This is a genomic window from Pseudomonas sp. NY15463 (assembly GCF_048068415.1).
Taxonomy (GTDB): domain Bacteria; phylum Pseudomonadota; class Gammaproteobacteria; order Pseudomonadales; family Pseudomonadaceae; genus Aquipseudomonas; species Aquipseudomonas mosselii_C.
This window is the reverse complement of record NZ_JBLUQD010000005.1, coordinates 442,465-463,974: the sequence shown is the minus strand read 5'-3', so window position 1 is coordinate 463,974 and position 21,510 is coordinate 442,465. Positions and strand designations below refer to the sequence as shown.

Sequence of the window (21,510 nt, the reverse complement as noted above, 5' to 3'; positions counted from 1 at the left end):
GTCGTGATGAGTGTCGATGAAAAGCGTATCCGTGAGTTCGCGTATCAGATTTGGGAATCGGAGGGTAAACCCGAGGGGCGTGAGGCCGAGCACTGGGACAAAGCCCGCAAGCTGGCCGAGGCCGAAGCGCTCGCGCCCAAGGCGCCACCGCGCAAGAAGGCCGCCGCCAAACCCAAGGCCGCAGCACCTGCCGAAAAACCCGCAGCACTGAAAAAGCCCAGGGCCGTGAAAAAGCCAGCCGCTGGCTGATCCTGGCCAAGCCCTTTCGCGGGTCGCCCGCGTTCGACCAGCGCTAGCGCTGGCGGCGTGCATCGACCCGCGAAGCGGCCGTTGCAGCACACATCCAGCTTCCGCTTCAACCACGGCGACACGAGGACTGCCATGAGCCCGCGCACCCCAAAAAAAACCCGATCCGTCGCCCCATCGCGCATCCGTGAAGGGCTGCCGTTCCCGCTTGGCGCCACCTGGGACGGCCTGGGGGTCAACTTTGCCCTGTTCTCGGCCAATGCCACCAAGGTTGAGCTGTGCGTGTTCGACTCCACCGGCGAGCATGAACTCGAACGTATCGAGCTGCCCGAGTACACCGATGAGATCTACCACGGCTACCTGCCCGACGCCCACCCTGGCCTGGTCTATGGTTACCGCGTGCACGGTCCGTACGAGCCGCGTAACGGCCATCGTTTCAACCCTAACAAGCTGTTGATCGACCCGTATGCCAAACAACTGGTCGGCAGCCTGAAATGGTCCGAGGCGCTGTTCGGCTACACCATCGGCCACCCGGACGACGACCTGTCGTTCGACGAGCGCGACAGTGCGCCATTCGTGCCCAAGTGCAAGGTCATCGACCCCGCCTTCACCTGGGGCCGCGATCAGCGGGTCTCGGTCCCATGGGAGCGCACTATCCTCTACGAGGCCCACACCCGTGGCATCAGCATGCGCCACCCTGCGGTGCCCGAGCACCTGCGCGGCACGTTCGCAGGGCTGGCCAACGATGAACTGCTGGGGCATATCAAGGCGCTTGGGGTGTCGAGCATCGAGCTGTTGCCGATCCATGCGTTCGTCAACGATCAGCACCTGCTGGACAAAGGCCTGAACAACTATTGGGGCTACAACAGCATCGCCTTCTTCGCCCCGCACCCGCGCTACTTGGCCAGCGGCAAGATCGCCGAGTTCAAGGAGATGGTCGCGCACCTGCACGACGCGGGTCTGGAGGTCATCCTGGACGTGGTCTACAACCACACCGCCGAGGGTAACGAGCGCGGCCCGACGCTGTCGATGCGCGGTATCGACAACGCCTCCTACTACCGCCTGATGCCAGATGACAAACGTTACTACATCAACGATTCCGGCACCGGCAACACCCTCGACCTGAGCCACCCTTGCGTGCTGCAACTGGTCACCGACTCGCTGCGTTACTGGGCAGGCGAGATGCACGTGGACGGGTTCCGCTTCGACCTGGCGACCATTCTGGGTCGTTACCACGACGGCTACAGCGAACGTCATGGGTTTCTCGTGGCCTGCCGGCAAGACCCCATGCTCAGCCAGGTCAAGCTGATCGCCGAACCCTGGGACTGTGGCCCTGGCGGCTACCAGGTGGGCAACTTCGCCCCCGGCTGGGCGGAGTGGAACGACCGCTTCCGCGACACCGTGCGCAGCTTCTGGAAAGGCGACGAAGGCATGCTCGCCGATTTTGCCGCACGCATCACCGCCTCGGGCGACCTGTTCAACAATCGCGGCCGACGCCCCTACGCCTCGGTCAACTTCGTCACTGCACACGACGGTTTCACCCTGCGCGACCTGGTTTCGTACAACGACAAGCACAACGAAGACAACGACGAGAACAACCAGGACGGCACCAACAACAACCTGTCGTGGAACTGCGGCGCCGAGGGCCCCACGGACGATCCTGAGATCAACGCCCTGCGCATGCGCCAGATGCGCAATTTCTTCGCCACCCTGCTGTTCTCCCAAGGCACGCCGATGATGGTGGCCGGCGATGAATTCAGCCGCACCCAGCACGGCAACAACAACGCCTACTGCCAGGACAGCGAGATCGGTTGGGTGAACTGGGACCTGGACGAGGATGGCAAGCAGCTGCTGGCGTTCGTCAAGCGCCTGATCCAGCTGCGCCTGTCCTACCCGATCCTGCGCCGTTCGCGCTTTCTGGTGGGCGACTACAACGAGGCGATCGGCGTCAAGGACGTCACCTGGCTGGCCCCGGATGGCCGCGAGATGAGCGTTGAGCAATGGGAAGATCCCCATGGCCGTTGCCTGGGCATGCTCATGGATGGCCGCGCCCAGGAAAGCGGCATCGCCCGCCCCGGCGCAGAATCGACCTTGTTGCTGATCGTCAATGCTCACCATGACAAGGTGCCGTTCACGCTGCCGACGGTGCCGGAAGGAACCCACTGGAACTGCCTGGCCGACACCGACCGGCCACAGCTGCGCAAAGCCCAGCATTTGCCGTTCGACACGGTGTTCGAGGTGCAGGGACGCTCGTTGCTGTTGCTGGCCTTGCAGCGCGAAGAAGACTGAACCTGGCTGGCGCGGGCCGGTCCTAAGCATTACCCAGGATCACCCGCGCGCCTGTGGAAGCGGGGTTACCCGCGCCCACCAGGATCGCGTGAACCACGCCAGGAGCCCCCGTGAACCCCGAAGCTGGGCATTCAAGTTTCAACCGCGTCAACCAAGCCCCTGCCGTGCGCCGGGTCAAGGTTCTGACGGTTAATACCCACAAAGGCTTCACCGCCTTCAACCGGCGCTTCATCCTGCCGGAACTGCGCGAGGCGGTGCGTACCACCCAAGCTGACCTGGTGTTCCTCCAGGAAGTGCTTGGCAGCCACGATCGCCATGCGGCGCGTTATCCCGGCTGGCCGCAGACGTCGCAGTACGAGTTCCTCGCCGACAGCATGTGGAGCGACTTCGCCTACGGCCGCAACGCGGTGTACCCCGACGGCCATCACGGCAATGCCCTGTTGTCCAAATACCCGATCATCGAGCACCGCAACCTCGACGTATCGATCACCGGCCCCGAACGCCGGGGGCTGTTGCACTGCGTACTGGAGCTGCCCGGTCAGCGCAATGTGCATGCCATCTGCGTGCACCTGTCGCTGCTGGAAAGCCACCGGCAAAAACAGCTGCAACTGCTGCGCACACTGCTCGATGCCCTGCCCGCCGAAGACCCTGTGATCATCGCAGGCGATTTCAACGACTGGCAGCTGCATGGCAACCGCACCCTGGGTCTGCAACGCGACCTGCATGAAGCGTTCGAACGCCATCAAGGGCGCCTGGCGCGCACCTATCCGGCCCGTTTGCCGCTGCTGCGCCTGGACCGCATCTATCTGCGCAATGCCAACAGCCATGCACCACGCATTCTCGGCCACAAGCCCTGGACGCACCTGTCGGATCACCTGCCATTGACGGTGGAAGTGCAGCTGTTGTGAACCCAGCTCGGCGTATGCGATGCAACGATTCGGCATAGCGCTCTACGGGCAAATCGCCAATACCGCTATATCAGAAAATAAACTCATTGATATCAGTGATATAGCGACTCCAATACGTTTTTCGCAGGGTTTTCACATCTTCTTGACGCAAGCCCCGACGTCTCCTTAGCTGAACAGAACCAACAGACGTAAACATGCGTGCCAAGCCCCTCGCGCTCACCCTCGTGCCTGCGCTCGGCGGCTGGCGCACTGGTGTGTGTCGCCCTCTGTTTTGTCGTCAGCCCGTGACATCAGGCCAGGCCCCAGGCTGTAGCAAGGTCGGGTTGCGCCGACAAGACAGGAGATCCACCATGAAAGCCGCCGTCACTCCCACGCGTTTCGATACCCTGTTCTGCGCGGTTTCAACGTCACTGCTGCTCGCCAGCCCATTGGACGTCTTCGCCTTCGAACCGCGAGAGGACGACCCATTCACGCAGGTGTTGGTCAGCCCTCGCCTAACGTCGCTGTGGCGAGCGCCATCGAATGCCAACGGCCTCAGTCAGGACGCACTGGCAGCGTTCAGCGAGCAGATGAGCGAACGCCACGGCCTCGGCGTAGCCGACCTGGTGGCCCAGCAATGGGCACAGTACGCTCCGGGCGCGGCGCGCCCTGACGCTCAGGAGCCTGCGCAACACGGGGCGTTTGACCCGCAACTGATGATCGCCCCAGACCTATTCGTACGGGAGAGCGCCGCAGGCAATGTGCACCGCGCGGGGATCTTCGTCGGCCACAGCAACCTGCAAAGCCAATTCACTCGCCTGCGCCCGCTGCTCGGCAACCCGCCGCGTAGCGCGGTGAACCTCAGTGGCGAGAGCCTTGGACTGTACTGGAGCATGGCCCATGTCCAGGGCTGGCACGTGGACGCCGTGGCGATGGGCACGCGCATCGACATCAGCGGGCGTTCCGACAGCGGCCAGCGGCTCGACGACAGTGGCCATGCCATGACGTTTTCAGTCGAAGGCGGCTTTCCGATTGGGCTGGGTGGCAACTGGGTGATCGAGCCTCAGGCGCAGTTGATCAACCAGCAGTTCTTCCCTGGCAGCCAGACCGAGCGGCAAACCTTGCACGTCTTCGACAACGCGCCAAGCTGGAGTGGCCGGGTCGGCGCCAAGCTGTCGACGCGCTACGAAGTCCGCGGCATGCCGATCGAACCCTACGTGCGCACCAGCCTGTGGTACGACTTCAGCAACTACGAAACGGTCAAGCTCGATCAGGTGGACAAGATATCCAGCTCGCGCAGCTCGGCCACCGTGGAACTCGGGCTGGGGCTGGTGGCGCGGGTGACGTCGAACGTGGCGCTGTTCGTGAGTGCCGACTACAGCAGCGACGTGGATGACAATGACCTCAATGGGCTGATCGGCAGCCTGGGCGTGAGGATGCGTTGGTAGCGTCAACCTTGCCTGGGATGCTGCCCAACGGAGCATGGCTCGGCGCCTAAGGGCGCCGGCCAAACGCCTTCACGCCGGCCTCTCGCTGCTAGGCCGACTGCTTGCGCGCGGCGGCATCAGGCTGGTTTCATCAGCAATACCCCAAGCGGCGGCAGGTTCAACGACAGCGACACCGGCTGTCCGTGGCTGGCGATAGGATCGCTGGCCACCGCGCCCAGGTTGCCCACGTTGGACCCGGCATACTGCTCGGCGTCACTGTTGAGCAGCTCTTGCCACTGCTCGCCGAACGGCACACCAATGCGATAGCCGGTGCGCGGCACCGGGGTGAAGTTGGCTACCACCAACACCGGCTCGCCCTGACGGCTCCAGCGCAGCCAGGCGTACACGCTGTTGTGCGTGTCATCGCCGATGAGCCACTGGAAACCTTGGGGCTGGCAATCCTGCTCGTGCAGGGCCGGCAGGTCGCGGTACAACCGGTTCAGATCGGACACCAACTGCCGCACGCCCTGGTGCTCGGAATACTGCAACAGGTACCAGTCCAGTTGGTGATCATGGCTCCACTCGCGCCACTGGCCGAACTCGCAGCCCATGAACAGCAGCTTCTTGCCGGGGTGGGCCCACATGAACGTGAGGTAGGCGCGCAGATTGGCGAACTTCTGCCAGCGATCGCCGGGCATCTTGTCGATCAGCGAGTGCTTGCCATGCACCACCTCATCGTGAGAAATGGGCAGGATGAAGTGCTCGGAATACGCGTACATCAGCCCGAAACTCATCTCCTTGTGGTGGTAGCCACGGTGGACCGGATCATTCTGGATGTAGTGCAGGGTGTCGTGCATCCAACCCATGTTCCACTTGTAGGCAAAGCCCAGGCCACCTTGCTGGGTCGGCTGGCTGACGCCGGGCCAGGCCGTGGACTCCTCGGCGATGATCAACGCGCCGGGGGCCTCGACCGCTGCCACACCGTTGAGGTGGCGGATGAAGTCGATGGCTTCGAGGTTTTCACGCCCGCCGTGGCGGTTCGGCACCCACTCGCCGGCCTTGCGCGAATAGTCCCGGTAGAGCATCGACGCTACGGCATCGACGCGCAGTCCATCGATGTGGAAATGCTTGAGCCAGTGCAGCGCCGACGCCAGCATGAAGCCGCGCACCTCGTTGCGCCCCAGGTTGTAGATGAGCGTGTTCCAATCCTGGTGGAAGCCTTCCAGGGGGTTCTCATACTCGTAGAGGGCGGTGCCATCGAAACGCGCCAGGCCGTGTTCGTCGGTGGGGAAATGCGCCGGGACCCAGTCCAGGATCACGCCGATGCCGCCTTGGTGGCAGGCATCGATGAAGTAGGCGAAGTCCTCGGCGCTGCCATAGCGCGAGGTGGGCGCGAACATCGACAGTGGCTGGTAGCCCCAGGAGCCGCCAAAGGGGTGCTCCATGATCGGCATCAGCTCGATATGGGTGAAGCCCAGTTGCTGCACGTACGGCACCAGGCGCTCGGCCAGCTCACGCCAGTTGTAGAAACGCGCGACCTCGCCGGCATCGTCCACCTCGCAGCGCCAGGAGCCGGCGTGCAGCTCGTAGATCGACAGCGGTGCGCTGTAGGCATGACGTTGTGCGCGCTCAGCCATCCACTGCCGATCGCCCCACTCGTGGGCCAGGGCGCCAGCGACCTTCGAGGCCGTGCTGGGGGGCAGCTCGGTGGCCCGCGCCAATGGATCGGCCTTGAGCGGCAGCACGCCGGCCTGGCCGAGCACTTCGTACTTGTAGGTTTCGCCGACGCCGAGCCTGGGGATGAACAGCTCCCACACCCCGGCACCGTGGCGCAGGCGCATGGGGTGGCGGCGACCGTCCCAATTGTTGAAGTCGCCCACCACCGAGACACGCCGTGCGTTCGGCGCCCAGACCGAGAAGCACACTCCGTCGACACCCTCGACCTGCATGGGCTGAGCGCCGAAGCGGCTGGAGAGATCGCGGTGATTGCCCTCGGCGAACAGGTACATGTCCATCTCGCCCAATTGCGGACCGAAGCTGTAAGGGTCCTCGGTGACCTGCTCGCCACTGGCCCAGCCGATGTGCAGCAGGTACGGCTGGTCGTATTCCAGGTGCGCGGTGAACATACCTGGGACACTCGCTTGACGCATGTCGGCCAGGACGCGCCCGTCGTCACGGGCCAAGATCCGTACATGCAGGGCGTTGGGCAGGAATGACCGAATCCACAGGCCGCCTGCACCATCAGGGTGCGGCCCAAGTACGGCAAACGGGTCGGCGTGCTCGGCGCGGGCCAGGGCATCCAGGTCCCGTTGCCGAAGGCCGCCAGTGTCACGCGTGGTTGCATTCATCTTACTGCCCCTTCCATGAATATATGAACGGCTTCGCTGCCCTCAGGCAGCGTTGTGGGAGCGAGCTGGGCGTAGCGCCAGCCCACCGCGAACACCGGCACAGCCAGTGTGATGCAACGCATTGCCTGCCGCGCGCACAGCCAACGCCAATCGTCTGTCGAGAGGCTCACGCTTCCCCCCAGGTACTGATCAACCCATGCAGTCCATGCAAAGGGACGGCCAGCCAGCTGGGCCGGTTTTCAGCTTCGTAGGCGATTTCGTAGGCGGCTTTTTCCAGGCAGAACAGCTCCAGCGCGGCACGCTCGCCCTCCGCGTGCTGCCAGGCATGCGGCATCGCGGCACTGGCCAGGCCATAGGCCTCGACGAACGCATGGCGCGACTGGTGCAGGTACTGCCGGGCGACGCGCTTACGCGCCTGCTGCTCAGCCTCGCAAAGGTCCGCCGTAGAGGCGCTACGCAGGATCATCGCAGCAGCATAGTCGAACGAACGCAGTACGCCGCTGACATCCTTGTACGGGCTGTGCTTGGCCCGACGTTCTTCAAGCGGCCGAGCCGGTTCGCCTTCGAAATCGATCAGGTAGGCATCACCCTGCACCACCAGCACCTGGCCCAGGTGCAGGTCGCCATGCACTCGCATCAACAGGCCGCCGCGCGCCTTCTCGGCCAGATTGGCGACCTGCTCGCGCAGGCCAGCACGCTGTTGCTGGAGGTCGTCCAGCATGGCCTGGCTGTCAGGATCGAGGGTGTCACGGTGCTGAACCAGCAGGTCCAGGGCATGCTCAAGTTCAGCGCCAATCTGCCCGCCCCAGCGTTGGCTGTCGGCCTGCGCGCTGACACGCGGCTCGAATGCCGGGTCTTGACTCGGCGCCGCCAACAGCAGGTGCATCTCGCCCAGGCGCTGACCGAGCAAGGCGGCGAACCCTGCCAGTTCGGCGAGGGCATCGGCGTGGGCCTGGGGCTCGCCACTGTCGGCGTCCCTCTCGTCGCGCACAGCCCGCTCCAAGGTGTTCTGGGTCCAGTCCCAGGCATCGCCCTGGTTGCTCAAGTAGCCTTGGGCAATCATCAATAGGTGCGCCTGATCGTGCGCATCGACGCGGCTGACCCAGGCCAGCAGCGGCGAGATGTTAGCAAAGCCCGCCGCGCTGAGGTAGGCGCTCATTTCAAGCTCAGGGTGCACGCCTGGGTTGACCCGGCGGATCAGCTTCAGGACAAGCCTGTCGCCCACCACCACTGAGCTGTTGGATTGCTCGGCCCCCAGGTAGCGGACCTCGCTCTGCTCGTTCAAGCCCAGCGCCGCCAAGGCCTCGGTACTGTGGAACTGCAACTCGCCCAGGTGCTCGCCGCACGGTAGGCGCACGCCATCCTGGCAGCCACGCAGCACACTGCGCACGAACGATTCGAGCACGAAAGCGTCGGTGATCAGCCCCACTTGGCGGCCACGGCGTACCCGTGACAGCGCCAGTTGCTGAGGCAGCGCCGCATTGATCTGCTCCTCGGGCAATAAACCGAACGGCAGTTGATAGGCACTGCTCTGGCCATCGCTGCGCACCTCGATTTCGGCCAGCAAAACCGGAAACGTGGCGGTGCCCATGCGTACGCCGTAGCGCAGCCGGACCTGCTCGATAGGCCCCTGCTTACCCGCGAACCAGCGCCGCTTTGGCAGGTACTGAGGCAACACGGTGCCTTGCAGCACATCGCGCGACGGCGCTTCCAGCAGCTCTTCCATGCGCTTGCGCAGGACCAACGTGGTCAGCTCCGGCAGGCTCTCGGCAGGCTGGACATGCCAGCTGGGCATGCGTTCGCGGCTGGCCAGCACGAACCAGTAGAAACCGTAGGGCGCCAGGGTGAGCAGGAACGGCAGTTGCCCGATGGGCGGGAACGCGCTGCCGCCCAGCATCTCCACCGGCACCCGGTCGACATAGTGCGTAAGATCCAGCTCTGCTGCCTGCGCGGCGCGCGAGACATTAGCCACGCACAGCACGATCTCGGTATGCCCATCGTCGCCGGTGTATTCGCGCAGGTAGGCCAGAATGCGGCGATTGCTGGGGGTGAGCATTTTCAGCGTGCCACGCCCGAAGGCCTTCTGCTGATTGCGCACCGCCAACAGGCGACGGTTCCAGTTGAGCAGCGAATGCGGGTCGTGGGCCTGGGCCTCGACGTTGACAGTCTGGAAGCCGTACAGCGGATCCATGATCGGCGGCAGCACCAGGCGCTGCGGATCGGCCCTGGAGAAACCACCATTGCGGTCGGGCGACCACTGCATGGGGGTACGCACCCCATCGCGGTCACCCAGGTAGATGTTGTCGCCCATGCCCAGTTCGTCGCCGTAGTACAACGTCGGCGTGCCGGGCATCGACAGCAGCAGGCTGGTGAGCAGCTCGATGCGTCGCCGATCCCGCTGTAGCAGCGGTGCCAGGCGTCGACGAATGCCGAGGTTGATGCGCGCACGGCGATCCTCGGCGTAGTAGTTCCACAGGTAGTCGCGCTCGCGGTCGGTGACCATCTCCAGGGTCAACTCATCGTGGTTGCGCAGGAAGATCGCCCATTGGCAGTTGGCGGGAATTTCCGGGGTCTGGCGCAGGATGTCGGTGATTGGGAAGCGATCTTCCATGGCCAGGGCCATGTACATGCGCGGCATCAACGGGAAGTGGAAGGCCATGTGGCACTCGTCGCCATCGCCTTCGCCGAAGTACGGCCGGGTATCCTCTGGCCACTGGTTGGCTTCGGCCAGCAGCATGCGGTCCGGGTAGTTGGCGTCGATCTCGGCACGGATCGCCTTGAGCACCGCATGGGTCTCGGGCAGGTTCTCGTTATTGGTGCCATCACGCTCGATCAGGTAGGGAATGGCGTCCAGGCGCAGCCCATCGACGCCAAGGTCGAGCCAGAAACGCATGACCCCGATCACCGCTTTCATCACTTGTGGGTTGTCGAAGTTCAAGTCTGGCTGGTGAGAGTAGAACCGGTGCCAGAAGTACTGCCCGGCCACCGGGTCCCAGGTCCAGTTGGACTTTTCGGTGTCGAGGAAAATGATCCGCGTGCCATCGTACTTCTGGTCGTCATCGGACCACACGTAGAAGTCCCGTGCCTTGCTACCGCGCTTGGCGTGACGCGCCCGTTGGAACCAGGGATGCTGGTCGGAGGTGTGGTTGATGACCAGCTCGGTGATCACACGCAGGCCACGCTTGTGCGCCTCGGCGATGAAGCGCCGGGCATCAGCCATGCTGCCGTAGTCGGGGTGCACGGCCTTGTACTCGGCGATGTCATAACCATCGTCGCGGCGCGGCGATGGGTAGAACGGCAACAGCCAGAGGGTGTTGACGCCCAGTTGGGCAATGTAGTCGAGCTTGCTGATCAAGCCTGCGAAGTCGCCGATACCGTCGTTGTTCGAGTCGAAGAACGACTTGATATGCAGCTGGTAGATCACCGCATCCTTGTACCACAGCGGATCGTCGATGAAGGCTGCCGGGCGGGAACGCTTGGCCATGTACGACTCCTTTGATTTTCCGGTTCGGTACGCTCCCAGTAGGAGCGGCCTTGTGTCGCGAAAGGGGCGCGCAGCGGCCCCGGGATCTCAGCGACATGACACATTGCTGGGGCTGCTTCGCTGCCCATTCGCGACGCAAGGCCGCTCCTGCATCAGTCAGTGGTGCTTGCTGATGCGCCAGATCCCGAACGGTTGGTGCCAGGGTTCGATGCGCATCCATTGGGTCTTGCCATGCCAGGTCCAGCGATGGCCATTCATCAGGTCTTCGCCTTGGGTATCGGCATTGTCGTCCAACCCCAGTTCCCACAACGGCAGCTCGAAGCTGGCCTCCTGGGCATTGAACGGATCGAGGCTGATGGCTACCAGGATGAAGTTGTCGCGCTCGGGGGTGCGCTTGGCGAAATACACGATCTGGTCGTTCCAACAGTTCAGGAACACCACCCCCAAGTGCGTTTGCAAGGCGCGGTTGTCGCGGCGGATGCGGTTGAGCTGGGCGATCTCGGCAACGATGTTGCCGGGCGCGGTGTAGTCGCGTGGGCGAATTTCGTACTTCTCCGAATCCAGGTACTCCTCCTTGCCTGGCAGCGCTTCGCTCTCGCACAACTCGAAACCCGAATACATCCCCCACAGCCCCGAACCCATGCTCGCCAGGGCGGCGCGGATGAGAAACCCGGCACGGCCACAGGTGTGCAGAAAATACGGGTTGATGTCGGGGGTGTTGACGAAGAAGTTGGGCCGGTAGCACAGGCTCCAGGGCGGCTGGTTGAGCGTTTCGAAGTACTCGCGCAGCTCCTGCTTGGTGTTGCGCCAGGTGAAGTAGGTGTAGCTCTGCGCATAGCCGACCTTGCCCAGGCGCGCCATCATCGCTGGCCGGGTGAAGGCCTCGGCGAGAAACACCACCTCGGGGTACTGGCTACGCACATTGGCGATCAGCCATTGCCAGAACGGCAGCGGCTTGGTGTGCGGATTGTCGACGCGGAAGGTCTTGACCCCCTCCTCCACCCAGCCAACCACCACGTCGCGCAGCGCTAGCCACAGGCTTGGCACTGCGTCGGGGGCATAGAAATCGACATTGACGATGTCCTGATATTTCTTCGGCGGGTTCTCGGCGTAGCGGATCGTGCCGTCGGGACGCCAGCTGAACCAGCCGGGGTGTTGCTTGAGCCAGGGATGGTCCTGAGAGCACTGGATGGCAAAGTCCAGGGCGATTTCCAGGCCATGCTCGGCGGCAGCGGCCACCAGGCGGCGGAAGTCCGCGTGACTGCCCAGTTGCGGATGGATGGCCTCGTGCCCGCCCTCGGGACTACCGATGGCGTAGGGACTGCCGGGGTCGCCCGGTTGAGCCTGCAATGCATTGTTGCGGCCTTTGCGGTGCTGCATGCCAATGGGGTGGATGGGCGGGAAGTACAGCACATCGAAGCCCATGTCACGGATCATCGGCAGGCGCTGGTGCACGTCGTCAAAGGTGCCGTGGCGCTCCGGCGAATCGGTGCACGAGCGCGGGAACAACTCGTACCAGCTGGCGAACTGCGCCGCTTCCCGGTCGACATCCAGCGGGTACTCACGGCTGCGGGTCAGGTAACTGCGGTGTTCGGCTTCGCTCATCAGGCGTGCGGTGTAGGGGTTGAGCAGTTGGGCCACCTGATCGTGCACCGACAGGCTCGGCAAGCGCTGTTGCAACTCCAGCAACTGCTCGCTGAGCAGGCCTTCGCTGCGCTCGACGCCTTTGCCCAGCATCAACCGACCTTCCTCCAGCTCCAGCTGTATATCCTGGCCAGCGGCGTATTTCTTCTCCAGGTCGTAGGCATAGGTGGCGAACGGGTCGATCCAGGCCTGGAGGCTGAACAGGTGCAGGCCCAGTTCGTTGGGGCTGAATTCGGCCAGCCACAGGTCGTTGCCCGTTGACTGCATCGGTATGGTGTGCCAGCGCCGACTGTGGGCCTGGCGCCAGTACAGCATCACCGCCATGCGGTCGTGGCCGTCGCTGTAGACCTTGGCGCTCACCGCTACGCGTTGCCCGCGCACGGCCTTGGCAGCGAAGGCACCACCGTCCAGCTGCGGGCTGACGTCCTCGATCACGATACGCGGGGCCAGCAATGCCTGGGAGAGGCTGATGGCCTGGTCCGGGTGATCGCCTGCCAAGGGCACGCTTTCGAAAGGCTCGTTACCTGACATCGCACTCGCTCCGTTGAGATTGTGGCGGTAAGGGTTCAGAGCCGTGTCACGCACGTGGGTTCAAAAAAATGAGCGAATGGCGCATCGCGCAGGTCCAAGCCTGCAACGCCGCTTCATCCACCACGCGAGGTCAGGCCCATGAGTATTCCCATTCCACCGGAAACGCCCGATCCAAATATCGACGACCCGGCGCTGCCACCGCCGGTGCCCGAAGAAGAGCCGGACGAGTTGCCGATCGAGCCGAGTACACCGCCCACGGTAGGCGATCCGCCGAGCGAGGCGCCGCCGGTGAGAGGTAGAGCATAGACAAGACGCAAGGACTGCCAGGGTTGGCCGCTCGTTTCATCGGCAAGACTGCGTGCATGGGTGTCCATCAGCGCACCCGACCTGCCGGGCCAGGACTTCTGCACGACCGACACAAAGCCTGGCTCGACGCACTTTCCATTTTTGCCACGTACTGCGCCAGCTGTAGCGCACCACCAAGACTTCGCGTTCGGCATGGCGAACTAAGCTGGCGTCGCAGGCTTGGCCAACGCAGAGGATGGGCAGCGGTTGCGCCTGAAGAGCTTGGCTGAGGCACGTAAGTGCTTTCTTGCGACTGCTCTGGATAGGACTGAAGCAAGCGCGTTCAGGCTGGAGCACATTAACGTTTACGTAAAGGCTACTAGACAAGCGACGGCGCGAAGCTTACGTTAACGTAAAGGTGAAAAGCAAAACCCGGTCATTCTGACCTGCCCCACAGGTAAGGCGGCAGGTTTATCGACTAGGGTGAAACCCAATTTCAAGAACAATAAGGTGCACCGTCCATGTATTACCCGACCTTGAACTTCGCCCTGGGCGAAACCATCGACATGCTGCGTGACCAGGTGCGCACCTTCGTGGCCACGGAACTGGCCCCGCGCGCTGCGCAAATCGACCACGACAACCTGTTCCCCGCCGACATGTGGCGCAAGTTCGGTGACATGGGCCTATTGGGTATCACCGTGCCAGAACAGTACGGCGGGGCAGGCCTGGGCTACCTGGCGCATGTCGTGGCAATGGAAGAAATCAGCCGCGGCTCGGCCTCGGTGGCGCTGTCCTATGGCGCCCACTCCAACCTGTGCGTCAACCAGATCAACCGCAACGGCAATCACGAGCAGAAGCTCAAGTACCTGCCCAAACTCGTCAGCGGCGAACACATCGGCGCGCTGGCCATGAGCGAACCCAACGCCGGCTCCGACGTGGTATCGATGAAATTGCGCGCGGAAAAACGCGGTGACCGCTACGTGCTCAACGGCAGCAAGACCTGGATCACCAACGGTCCCGACGCCAACACCTACGTGATCTATGCCAAGACCGACCTGGACAAGGGCGCGCATGGCATCACCGCGTTCATCGTCGAGCGCGATTTCAAAGGTTTCACCCGCAGCAACAAGTTCGACAAGCTGGGCATGCGCGGCTCCAACACCTGCGAGTTGTTCTTCGATGAGGTCGAGGTGCCCGAGCAGAACATCCTTGGCCAGCTCAACGGCGGCGTGCGCGTACTGATGAGCGGCCTGGACTACGAGCGCGTGGTGCTGTCGGGCGGGCCGACCGGCATCATGCAAAGCTGCATGGACCTGGTGGTGCCCTACATCCACGACCGCAAGCAATTCGGCCAGAGCATCGGTGAGTTCCAACTGATCCAGGGCAAGATCGCCGATATGTACACCCAGCTCAACGCCAGCCGCGCCTACCTGTACGCCGTGGCCCAGGCCTGCGACCGTGGCGAGACTACCCGCAAGGACGCAGCCGGGGTGATCCTGTATACCGCCGAACGCGCCACGCAAATGGCCCTTGAGGCGATCCAGATCCTGGGTGGCAACGGCTACATCAATGAATTCCCGGCCGGGCGCCTGCTGCGCGATGCCAAGCTGTACGAGATCGGCGCCGGCACCAGCGAAATCCGCCGGATGCTGATCGGCCGCGAACTGTTCAACGAAACGCGCTAGGCGCAGTTGCAAGCCTGAAGTGGCAAGCTGCAAGCACGAGCAGCCTTGCGTACGACCCATTCTTGCCGCTCGACGCTCATGGCGTGAAGCGGCCGAAGGCACAACGATGATTCTCAAATCCCAGTTGAACACCCGCGCCCCGGACTTCATGCAGAACAGCGCGGCCATGTTGGAGCACGTCGACGCCCTGCGCACCCTGCTCGCCCAGGTGCACCAGGGCGGTGGGCCCAAGGCCCAGCAACGGCACACCGCGCGCGGCAAGCTGCTGCCCCGCGAGCGCATCGACCGGCTGCTCGACGTCGGCTCGGCGTTTCTCGAAATCGGCCAACTGGCCGCCCATGAGGTGTATGGCGAGGACGTGCCAGCTGCTGGCGTGATTGCCGGCATCGGTCGGGTCGAAGGCGTCGAGTGCATGATCGTGGCCAATGACGCCACGGTCAAAGGCGGCTCCTACTACCCACTGACCGTGAAAAAGCACCTGCGCGCACAAACCATCGCCCTACAGAATCGCCTGCCGTGCCTGTACTTGGTGGACTCCGGCGGCGCCAACCTGCCGCGCCAGGACGAGGTATTCCCCGACCGCGAGCACTTCGGGCGGATTTTCTTCAACCAGGCCAACATGAGCGCCCTGGGCATTCCACAGATCGCCGTGGTGATGGGCTCGTGCACCGCTGGCGGTGCCTATGTGCCAGCCATGGCCGACGAGGCGATCATGGTACGCCAGCAAGCGACCATCTTTCTCGCCGGCCCCCCGCTGGTCAAAGCCGCCACCGGCGAGGTGGTCAGCGCCGAAGCGCTGGGCGGGGCCGACGTGCACTGCCGCACCAGCGGCGTGGCCGACCATTACGCCGACAACGACGAACACGCCCTCGCACTGGCCCGGCGCTGCGTGGCCAACCTCAACTGGCAGAAGCTGGGCAGGCTGCAATGCAGGATACCGGTCGCGCCGCTGTATGCCGCCGAGGAGCTGTACGGCGTGGTGCCGGCCGACGCCAAGCAACCCTTCGATGTACGCGAGGTGATCGCGCGGCTGGTGGATGGCTCGCAGTTCGATGAATTCAAAGCCCTGTTCGGCACCACCCTGGTGTGCGGCTTTGCGCACCTGCACGGCTACCCGGTGGCGATCCTGGCCAACAACGGCATCCTCTTCGCCGAAGCTGCGCAAAAGGGTGCGCACTTCATCGAACTGGCCTGCCAACGTGGCATCCCGCTGCTGTTCCTGCAGAACATCACAGGTTTCATGGTGGGCAAGAAGTACGAAGAAGGCGGCATCGCCAAGCACGGCGCCAAGTTGGTGACCGCCGTGGCCTGTGCCCAGGTGCCGAAGTTTACGGTGATCATCGGCGGCAGTTTTGGCGCTGGCAACTACGGCATGTGCGGGCGCGCCTACGACCCGCGTTTCTTGTGGATGTGGCCCAATGCGCGCATCGGCGTGATGGGCGCCGAGCAAGCCGCCGGGGTACTGGCCCAGGTCAAGCGCGAGCAGAGCGAGCGCAGCGGCGAGCCATTCAGCGCCGAGGATGAGCGCCAGCTCAAGCAACCGATCCTTGATCAGTACGAACGCCAAGGCCACCCCTATTACTCCAGCGCAAGGCTGTGGGACGACGGCGTCATCGACCCGGCGCAGACCCGTGATGTCCTGGGCCTGGCCTTGTCAGCCGCACTGAACGCCCCGATCGAACAGAGCCGCTTCGGCATTTTTCGGATGTGACCCATGACCGACTTCGACACCCTCGAACTGCACCACGACCCGCGCGGTTTCGCCACCTTATGGCTGAGCCGCGAAGACAAGCACAACGCCTTCAATGCGCAGATGATCCGCGAGCTGATCGTCGCCCTGGACCACCTCGCCGAAGACAGCAGCCTACGTTTCGTGATCCTGCGCGGCCGTGGCCGACATTTCAGCGCCGGTGCCGACCTTGCCTGGATGCAGCAGTCAGCGGCGCTGGATTTCAACACCAACCTGGACGACGCACGCGAACTGGGCGAACTGATGTACGCCCTGCACCGGCTCAAGGTCCCGACCTTGGCGGTGGTGCACGGTGCAGCTTTTGGTGGCGCGCTAGGGCTGATCAGTTGCTGCGACATGGCCATTGGCACCGAGGATGCCCAGCTGTGCCTCTCGGAGGTACGCATCGGTCTGGCCCCGGCGGTGATCAGCCCGTTCGTGGTCAAAGCCATCGGTCAGCGCGCCGCCCGGCGCTACGCCCTTACCGCCGAGCGCTTCAGCGGCGTGCGTGCCCGCGAGCTGGGCCTGTTGGCCGAGGTGTATCCCGCGCAGGCACTCGAAGCGCACGTCAATGCCTGGATCGACAACTTGCTGCACAACAGCCCCCAAGCGCTACGCGCCACCAAAGATCTGCTGCGCGAAGTCGATGACGGCGAACTGAGCCCTGCTCTGCGCCGTTACTGCGAGAACACCATCGCGCGCATTCGGGTGAGCGCCGAAGGGCAAGAGGGCCTGCGCGCGTTCCTCGAAAAGCGCGCCCCCGCCTGGCAATCCGTACACGAGCAGGAGCCGCGCCCATGAGCCGCCCCACCCTCACCACCTTGCTGGTCGCCAACCGTGGCGAAATCGCCTGCCGGGTGATGCGCACCGCCAAAGCCATGGGCCTGACCACCGTGGCCGTACACAGCGCCATCGACCACGACGCACGGCACAGCCGCGAAGCCGATATCCGCGTCGATCTGGGCGGGAGCAAGGCCGCCGACAGCTACCTGATGATCGACAAGCTGATCGCCGCCGCCCACGCCAGCGGCGCCCAGGCCATCCACCCGGGTTATGGCTTCTTGTCGGAGAACGCAGATTTCGCTCGCGCCGTGCAAGCGGCCGGGTTGCTCTTCCTGGGGCCACCTGCCAGCGCCATCGACGCGATGGGAAGCAAATCGGCGGCCAAGGCCCTCATGGAGGCCGCAGGCGTCCCGCTGGTGCCGGGCTACCATGGGCAAGCCCAGGATCTCGACACCTTCCTCGATGCAGCCGCGCGCATCGGCTACCCGGTGCTGCTCAAGGCCAGTGCCGGAGGTGGCGGCAAGGGCATGAAAGTGGTCGAAGCACCCGAGCACATGTCCGACGCCCTGGCCTCGGCGCAACGCGAGGCCCAGGCCGCCTTCGGCGATGCACGCATGCTGGTGGAGAAGTACGTGCTCGCGCCACGCCACGTGGAGATCCAGGTGTTCGCCGACCAGCACGGCCATTGCCTGTACCTCAACGAACGCGATTGCTCGATCCAGCGTCGCCACCAGAAGGTCGTCGAAGAAGCTCCAGCGCCGGGGCTGTCCGCCGAGTTGCGCCGGGCCATGGGCGAAGCGGCGGTACGCGCCGCCCAGGCCATCGGCTATGTCGGTGCCGGCACGGTGGAGTTCCTGCTCGATGCACGGGGCGAATTCTTCTTCATGGAGATGAACACCCGCTTGCAAGTCGAGCATCCGGTCACCGAGGCCATCACCGGGCTGGACCTGGTGGCCTGGCAGATACGTGTGGCCTGCGCAGAAGCACTGCCGATCAGCCAGGAAGAGGTCGCGCTGAACGGCCATGCCATCGAGGTGCGGCTATATGCCGAAGATCCTGCCCATCAATTTCTGCCGGCCACAGGCACACTGGCCGTGTATCGCGAATCGACGCCCGGCCCGGGCCGCCGGGTCGATAGCGGGGTCAGCGAGGGCGATACGGTGTCGCCGTTCTACGACCCGATGCTGGGCAAGCTGATCGCCTGGGGCGAAGATCGCGAACAGGCGCGCCTGCGTCTGCTGGCGATGCTCGACGAATTCGCCATCGGCGGCCTGAAGACCAACATCGCGTTCCTGCGGCGCATCCTCGCCCATCCGGCGTTTGCCGCGGCCGAGTTGGACACAGGCTTTATTGCGCGTCATCAGGACGAGCTACTACCCGCGCTCGATGCACGGTCCGCGTCATTTTGGGAGGCCGCCGCCCATGCCTGGCTGCAAAGCGAACCACAGGCACCCCGCCAGGACGACCCCACCTCGCCCTGGGCCACGCACAACGGCCTGCGCCTGGGGCTGCCGGCACGCAGCTGCGTGCACCTGCAATGCGCCGGCAGCGAACAGGCGGTAGCCCTGGAGCGCAGCGCGCCCGGCACCTGGCGCCTGGAGGGCGAGCAGTTGTGCCACGACCACGATGGCCTGCGCCAGCGCCGCCTGGCCGTACGTCGCGGCGACAAGCTGTACCTGCAATGGCAGGGCGAGCTGCATGCCATCAGCCGGCACGACCCGATCAGCGCCGCCGAGGCCAGCCACATCCACCAGGGCGGACTGAGTGCGCCCATGAACGGCAGCATCGTGCGGGTGCTGGTCACTCCCGGCCAGGCGGTACAAGCCGGTACGGCGCTGGTCGTGCTGGAGGCGATGAAGATGGAACACAGCATCCGCGCGCCGCAGGATGGCACGGTGAACGCGCTGTTCTGCCAGGAAGGCGATATGGTCAGCGAGGGGGCGGTGTTGGTCGAGATGCAGGCGTGAGGCCTAGGTGTTCGCCGAGAGCTCTTGGGCGCTCGATCTCATGGGCGCTGAAAAACCTCCGGCGAACACCTACCTTGAACGCGATACGCCCTCAAAGCACCGCCTGCATGCGCACCACAACCCCCAGAAACTCACACCCCTCTTCGCACACCAGGGTCGGGTAGCTGTTGTTGAGCGCCTTCAAATACCACTGCCCACCCTCCTCGGCCACCTGGCGGAAGATCGGCGATTTGCCCGGCAAGCGAGCGATCACCAACTTGCCGGGCTCGGCCTGCAGCCCATCATCGACGAGAATGCGCACCCCTTCAGGCACGCTCTTGCCACTGCTGGCGCTCATGCTGTCGTTCTCGACCGTCAGCCAGAACGCCTTGCCTTGGGCCATGTACTCGGTCTGCTCGAACCCATTGGGCGTCTCGGCTTCAGGCTGGCCTAGCGCTGACCAGGCGAGCACCGGGTAACGGAAACACACAAAGTATTTCGCCTGTCCCTCATCGTCATCATCATCGTCGCCAGCCGAATAGCGGGCGCGCTCCTCGCCAACCTGGCCAAGCACGCGCAGTTGCAGGCTCACCTGGTAATGCGGCATGCCCAACTCGACGAACACCCGGTTCATCGAATCGACCCGTGGCTGGCGCCGTTTGCGCAGCCAATGCCCGACGCTGCCTTGGGAAACCCCAACACGTTCGGCCAGCTGCTCCTGGGAGATATCGAGCTCCTCGATCCGGTCTCGGACGAGTGCAATCCATTTGTCCATGTTCATCGCAGGCACGATACGGACTACCCCCTCATGCTCAATACACATCAAGTATTATTTCTTGAATCACAGAAAAATACTTCTGGTATTAATATCCCCCTGCACCCTTTCCCGATTGGTATTGGCAGGTAAATCAGGATGAACAGTTCGAATAAAACGGATACAGATCTCGACGCCGAGGCTGCCCGCCGTGCGCTGGACTACTACCTCAACCCCACCCCCACCACCCCCAACCTCGAGCACACGCTCTGGACCCTGCGCGAAGGCGTGACCCACCAGCAGGCCAACGATCACGCATTGCAGTTACTGCGCTGCGCTGCCGCCACGGCTCACGAAACCGGCACCCACCTGCAGGGCACGACGCGGGAAGTGATGTTTGCACTGATGCACATGATCAACATGGCCCGTGCCCTGCTGGAGCAGCGCAACGCCATGACGGCGGAATGAACAAGAAGGGAGACGTGACAGCCGAGACCCAGGGCGCCCGGGAATGAGGCGTGCAACCAGCCAGTTTTTTACCGTTTTCGGCAAAAAACATTTGACTGGTAAATGATAACCATTATTATCGCACTCAGCAGGTCGCGAGACCCGCTGGATAACCTGCAAAGTCCTCAGGTCGGACTCTCAGATTATCTCCTCATCAGGCTAATCACGGTTTTTGACCCGGCTTTTTGCCGGGTCTTTTTTTTGGCTCTTCAGGCTAATGAAGATCGTTGATGGGCGCGATCATAGCAAAAATGTTTCAGGGCATGAACGCTCATTACAAATCTTTGCCGAATCAGCACTTGAGAATCAATCTCGTTAAGATTAAGCTGACTTTGCGCCACGGAAGATGCGCCCCCTTTTCACCGCGCGAGCAAGGAACTGTCCATGAGCCGTCTGTTACTGCGCCTCCCGCACGATCCACACGCCGCCGAACAGTCTGTCGAAGACACCTTGCTGCACAGCCTCAAGCGCCTGCCGCGTCGGGTGCAGCAAGTCTTTCTGCTCAACCGCCTCGACCAACTGGGCTTCGCCGACATCGCCGTTCGCCTGGATCTGCCGCTGATGAGCATCGAACGCCACATGAACCAGGTCCTGCAAGCCACCAGCAGCCCAGCCGACAGGCTAAGCCGCATTGCCGGGCACTGGTACGTGCGCCTGCAAAGCCCACAGGTGACCGCCAGCGAACGCATCGATTTTCGGCGCTGGCTGGATGCCGCCCCCGAGCACCTGCAGGCCTTCCAGCGCACCGAGCTGTGCTGGCGCAGCCTGCTTGCCCCCGCTCGCCAGCTCGGGCATGACCGCTGGTATCGTCAGGGGCGCGCGGCGCTGTCGCTGGGCGGCTGCTCACTGATCGTCGGGCTGGGCCTGGCGGCGCTGCTAGCACTCGGCCTGTAGGCCTGATGCAACACCGCGCAACGTTCCAGGCACAGTGCGCGCGGGCCGGCAGACACAATCTGCGCCACCTT

The 21,510-nt window shown here is 63.6% G+C and carries 15 protein-coding genes; 11 read left to right on the top strand and 4 right to left on the bottom strand.

Going from position 1 to position 21,510, the window contains the following annotated elements; translation table 11 throughout:
* Nucleotides 1-3 precede the first annotated feature (3 nt).
* The 4 genes from ACNFIC_RS15380 to ACNFIC_RS15365 all read left to right on the top strand — a co-directional run bounded on the left by ACNFIC_RS15380 (nucleotide 4) and on the right by ACNFIC_RS15365 (nucleotide 4,870).
* On the top strand, nucleotides 4-249 hold the full coding sequence (locus tag ACNFIC_RS15380) for a DUF2934 domain-containing protein (RefSeq protein WP_138220842.1): 246 nt from the start codon (nucleotides 4-6) through the stop codon (nucleotides 247-249).
* A gap of 132 nt (nucleotides 250-381) precedes the next feature.
* Nucleotides 382-2,535: a glycogen debranching protein GlgX gene (glgX, locus tag ACNFIC_RS15375; protein ID WP_416781330.1), complete on the top strand. Its 2,154-nt coding sequence runs from the start codon at nucleotides 382-384 to the stop codon at nucleotides 2,533-2,535.
* Between the two features lie 110 nt (nucleotides 2,536-2,645).
* The gene (locus ACNFIC_RS15370; protein ID WP_138220844.1) at nucleotides 2,646-3,443 is read left to right on the top strand and encodes an endonuclease/exonuclease/phosphatase family protein; all 798 of its coding nucleotides are present in this window, start codon (nucleotides 2,646-2,648) and stop codon (nucleotides 3,441-3,443) included.
* A 350-nt stretch (nucleotides 3,444-3,793) separates the two neighbouring features.
* A complete protein-coding gene (locus ACNFIC_RS15365; protein WP_416781329.1) occupies nucleotides 3,794-4,870 on the top strand; it encodes an autotransporter domain-containing protein in 1,077 nt (358 codons plus the stop codon).
* A gap of 116 nt (nucleotides 4,871-4,986) precedes the next feature.
* On the opposite strand, the gene glgB is transcribed toward ACNFIC_RS15365, so the two are convergent.
* The 3 genes from glgB to ACNFIC_RS15350 form a co-directional block, all read right to left on the bottom strand.
* A complete protein-coding gene (glgB, locus tag ACNFIC_RS15360; protein ID WP_416781328.1) occupies nucleotides 4,987-7,197 on the bottom strand; it encodes a 1,4-alpha-glucan branching protein GlgB in 2,211 nt (736 codons plus the stop codon).
* A 166-nt stretch (nucleotides 7,198-7,363) separates the two neighbouring features.
* Nucleotides 7,364-10,681 (bottom strand): maltose alpha-D-glucosyltransferase, encoded by a 3,318-nt coding sequence (gene treS, locus ACNFIC_RS15355; RefSeq protein WP_416781327.1) that lies wholly within the window; start codon nucleotides 10,679-10,681, stop codon nucleotides 7,364-7,366.
* A 156-nt stretch (nucleotides 10,682-10,837) separates the two neighbouring features.
* Entirely contained in the window at nucleotides 10,838-12,856 is a 2,019-nt protein-coding gene (locus tag ACNFIC_RS15350; RefSeq protein ID WP_416781326.1) for an alpha-1,4-glucan--maltose-1-phosphate maltosyltransferase, read from the bottom strand.
* Nucleotides 12,857-12,994: 138 nt separating this feature from the next.
* Here ACNFIC_RS15350 and ACNFIC_RS15345 point away from each other — a divergent pair, with 138 nt between their 5' ends.
* The 5 genes from ACNFIC_RS15345 (at nucleotide 12,995) to ACNFIC_RS15325 (ending at nucleotide 19,305) form a co-directional block, all read left to right on the top strand.
* On the top strand, nucleotides 12,995-13,162 hold the full coding sequence (locus tag ACNFIC_RS15345; RefSeq protein WP_171030989.1) for a hypothetical protein: 168 nt from the start codon (nucleotides 12,995-12,997) through the stop codon (nucleotides 13,160-13,162).
* 500 nt (nucleotides 13,163-13,662) lie between these two features.
* On the top strand, nucleotides 13,663-14,826 hold the full coding sequence (locus tag ACNFIC_RS15340; RefSeq protein ID WP_138220849.1) for an isovaleryl-CoA dehydrogenase: 1,164 nt from the start codon (nucleotides 13,663-13,665) through the stop codon (nucleotides 14,824-14,826).
* A 106-nt stretch (nucleotides 14,827-14,932) separates the two neighbouring features.
* The gene (locus ACNFIC_RS15335; protein WP_416781325.1) at nucleotides 14,933-16,537 is read left to right on the top strand and encodes a carboxyl transferase domain-containing protein; all 1,605 of its coding nucleotides are present in this window, start codon (nucleotides 14,933-14,935) and stop codon (nucleotides 16,535-16,537) included.
* Nucleotides 16,538-16,540: 3 nt separating this feature from the next.
* The gene (locus ACNFIC_RS15330; RefSeq protein ID WP_138220851.1) at nucleotides 16,541-17,356 is read left to right on the top strand and encodes a gamma-carboxygeranoyl-CoA hydratase; all 816 of its coding nucleotides are present in this window, start codon (nucleotides 16,541-16,543) and stop codon (nucleotides 17,354-17,356) included.
* Nucleotides 17,353-19,305 (top strand): acetyl/propionyl/methylcrotonyl-CoA carboxylase subunit alpha, encoded by a 1,953-nt coding sequence (locus ACNFIC_RS15325; RefSeq protein WP_416781324.1) that lies wholly within the window; start codon nucleotides 17,353-17,355, stop codon nucleotides 19,303-19,305. Before ACNFIC_RS15330 ends, ACNFIC_RS15325 begins: the two co-directional genes overlap by 4 nt.
* A 91-nt stretch (nucleotides 19,306-19,396) precedes the next feature.
* Here ACNFIC_RS15325 and ACNFIC_RS15320 read toward each other — a convergent pair whose 3' ends face one another.
* Entirely contained in the window at nucleotides 19,397-20,107 is a 711-nt protein-coding gene (locus ACNFIC_RS15320) for a LexA family transcriptional regulator (protein ID WP_240791771.1), read from the bottom strand.
* A gap of 90 nt (nucleotides 20,108-20,197) precedes the next feature.
* Between ACNFIC_RS15320 and ACNFIC_RS15315 the strand changes: the two genes are divergently transcribed.
* Nucleotides 20,198-20,506, top strand: coding sequence for a DUF6124 family protein (locus ACNFIC_RS15315; protein ID WP_138220853.1), 309 nt, complete (start codon nucleotides 20,198-20,200; stop codon nucleotides 20,504-20,506).
* 423 nt (nucleotides 20,507-20,929) lie between these two features.
* Complete coding sequence (locus tag ACNFIC_RS15310) at nucleotides 20,930-21,439, top strand: DUF4880 domain-containing protein (protein WP_416781323.1); 510 nt, start codon at nucleotides 20,930-20,932, stop codon at nucleotides 21,437-21,439.
* The last annotated feature ends 71 nt before the right edge of the window (nucleotides 21,440-21,510 follow it).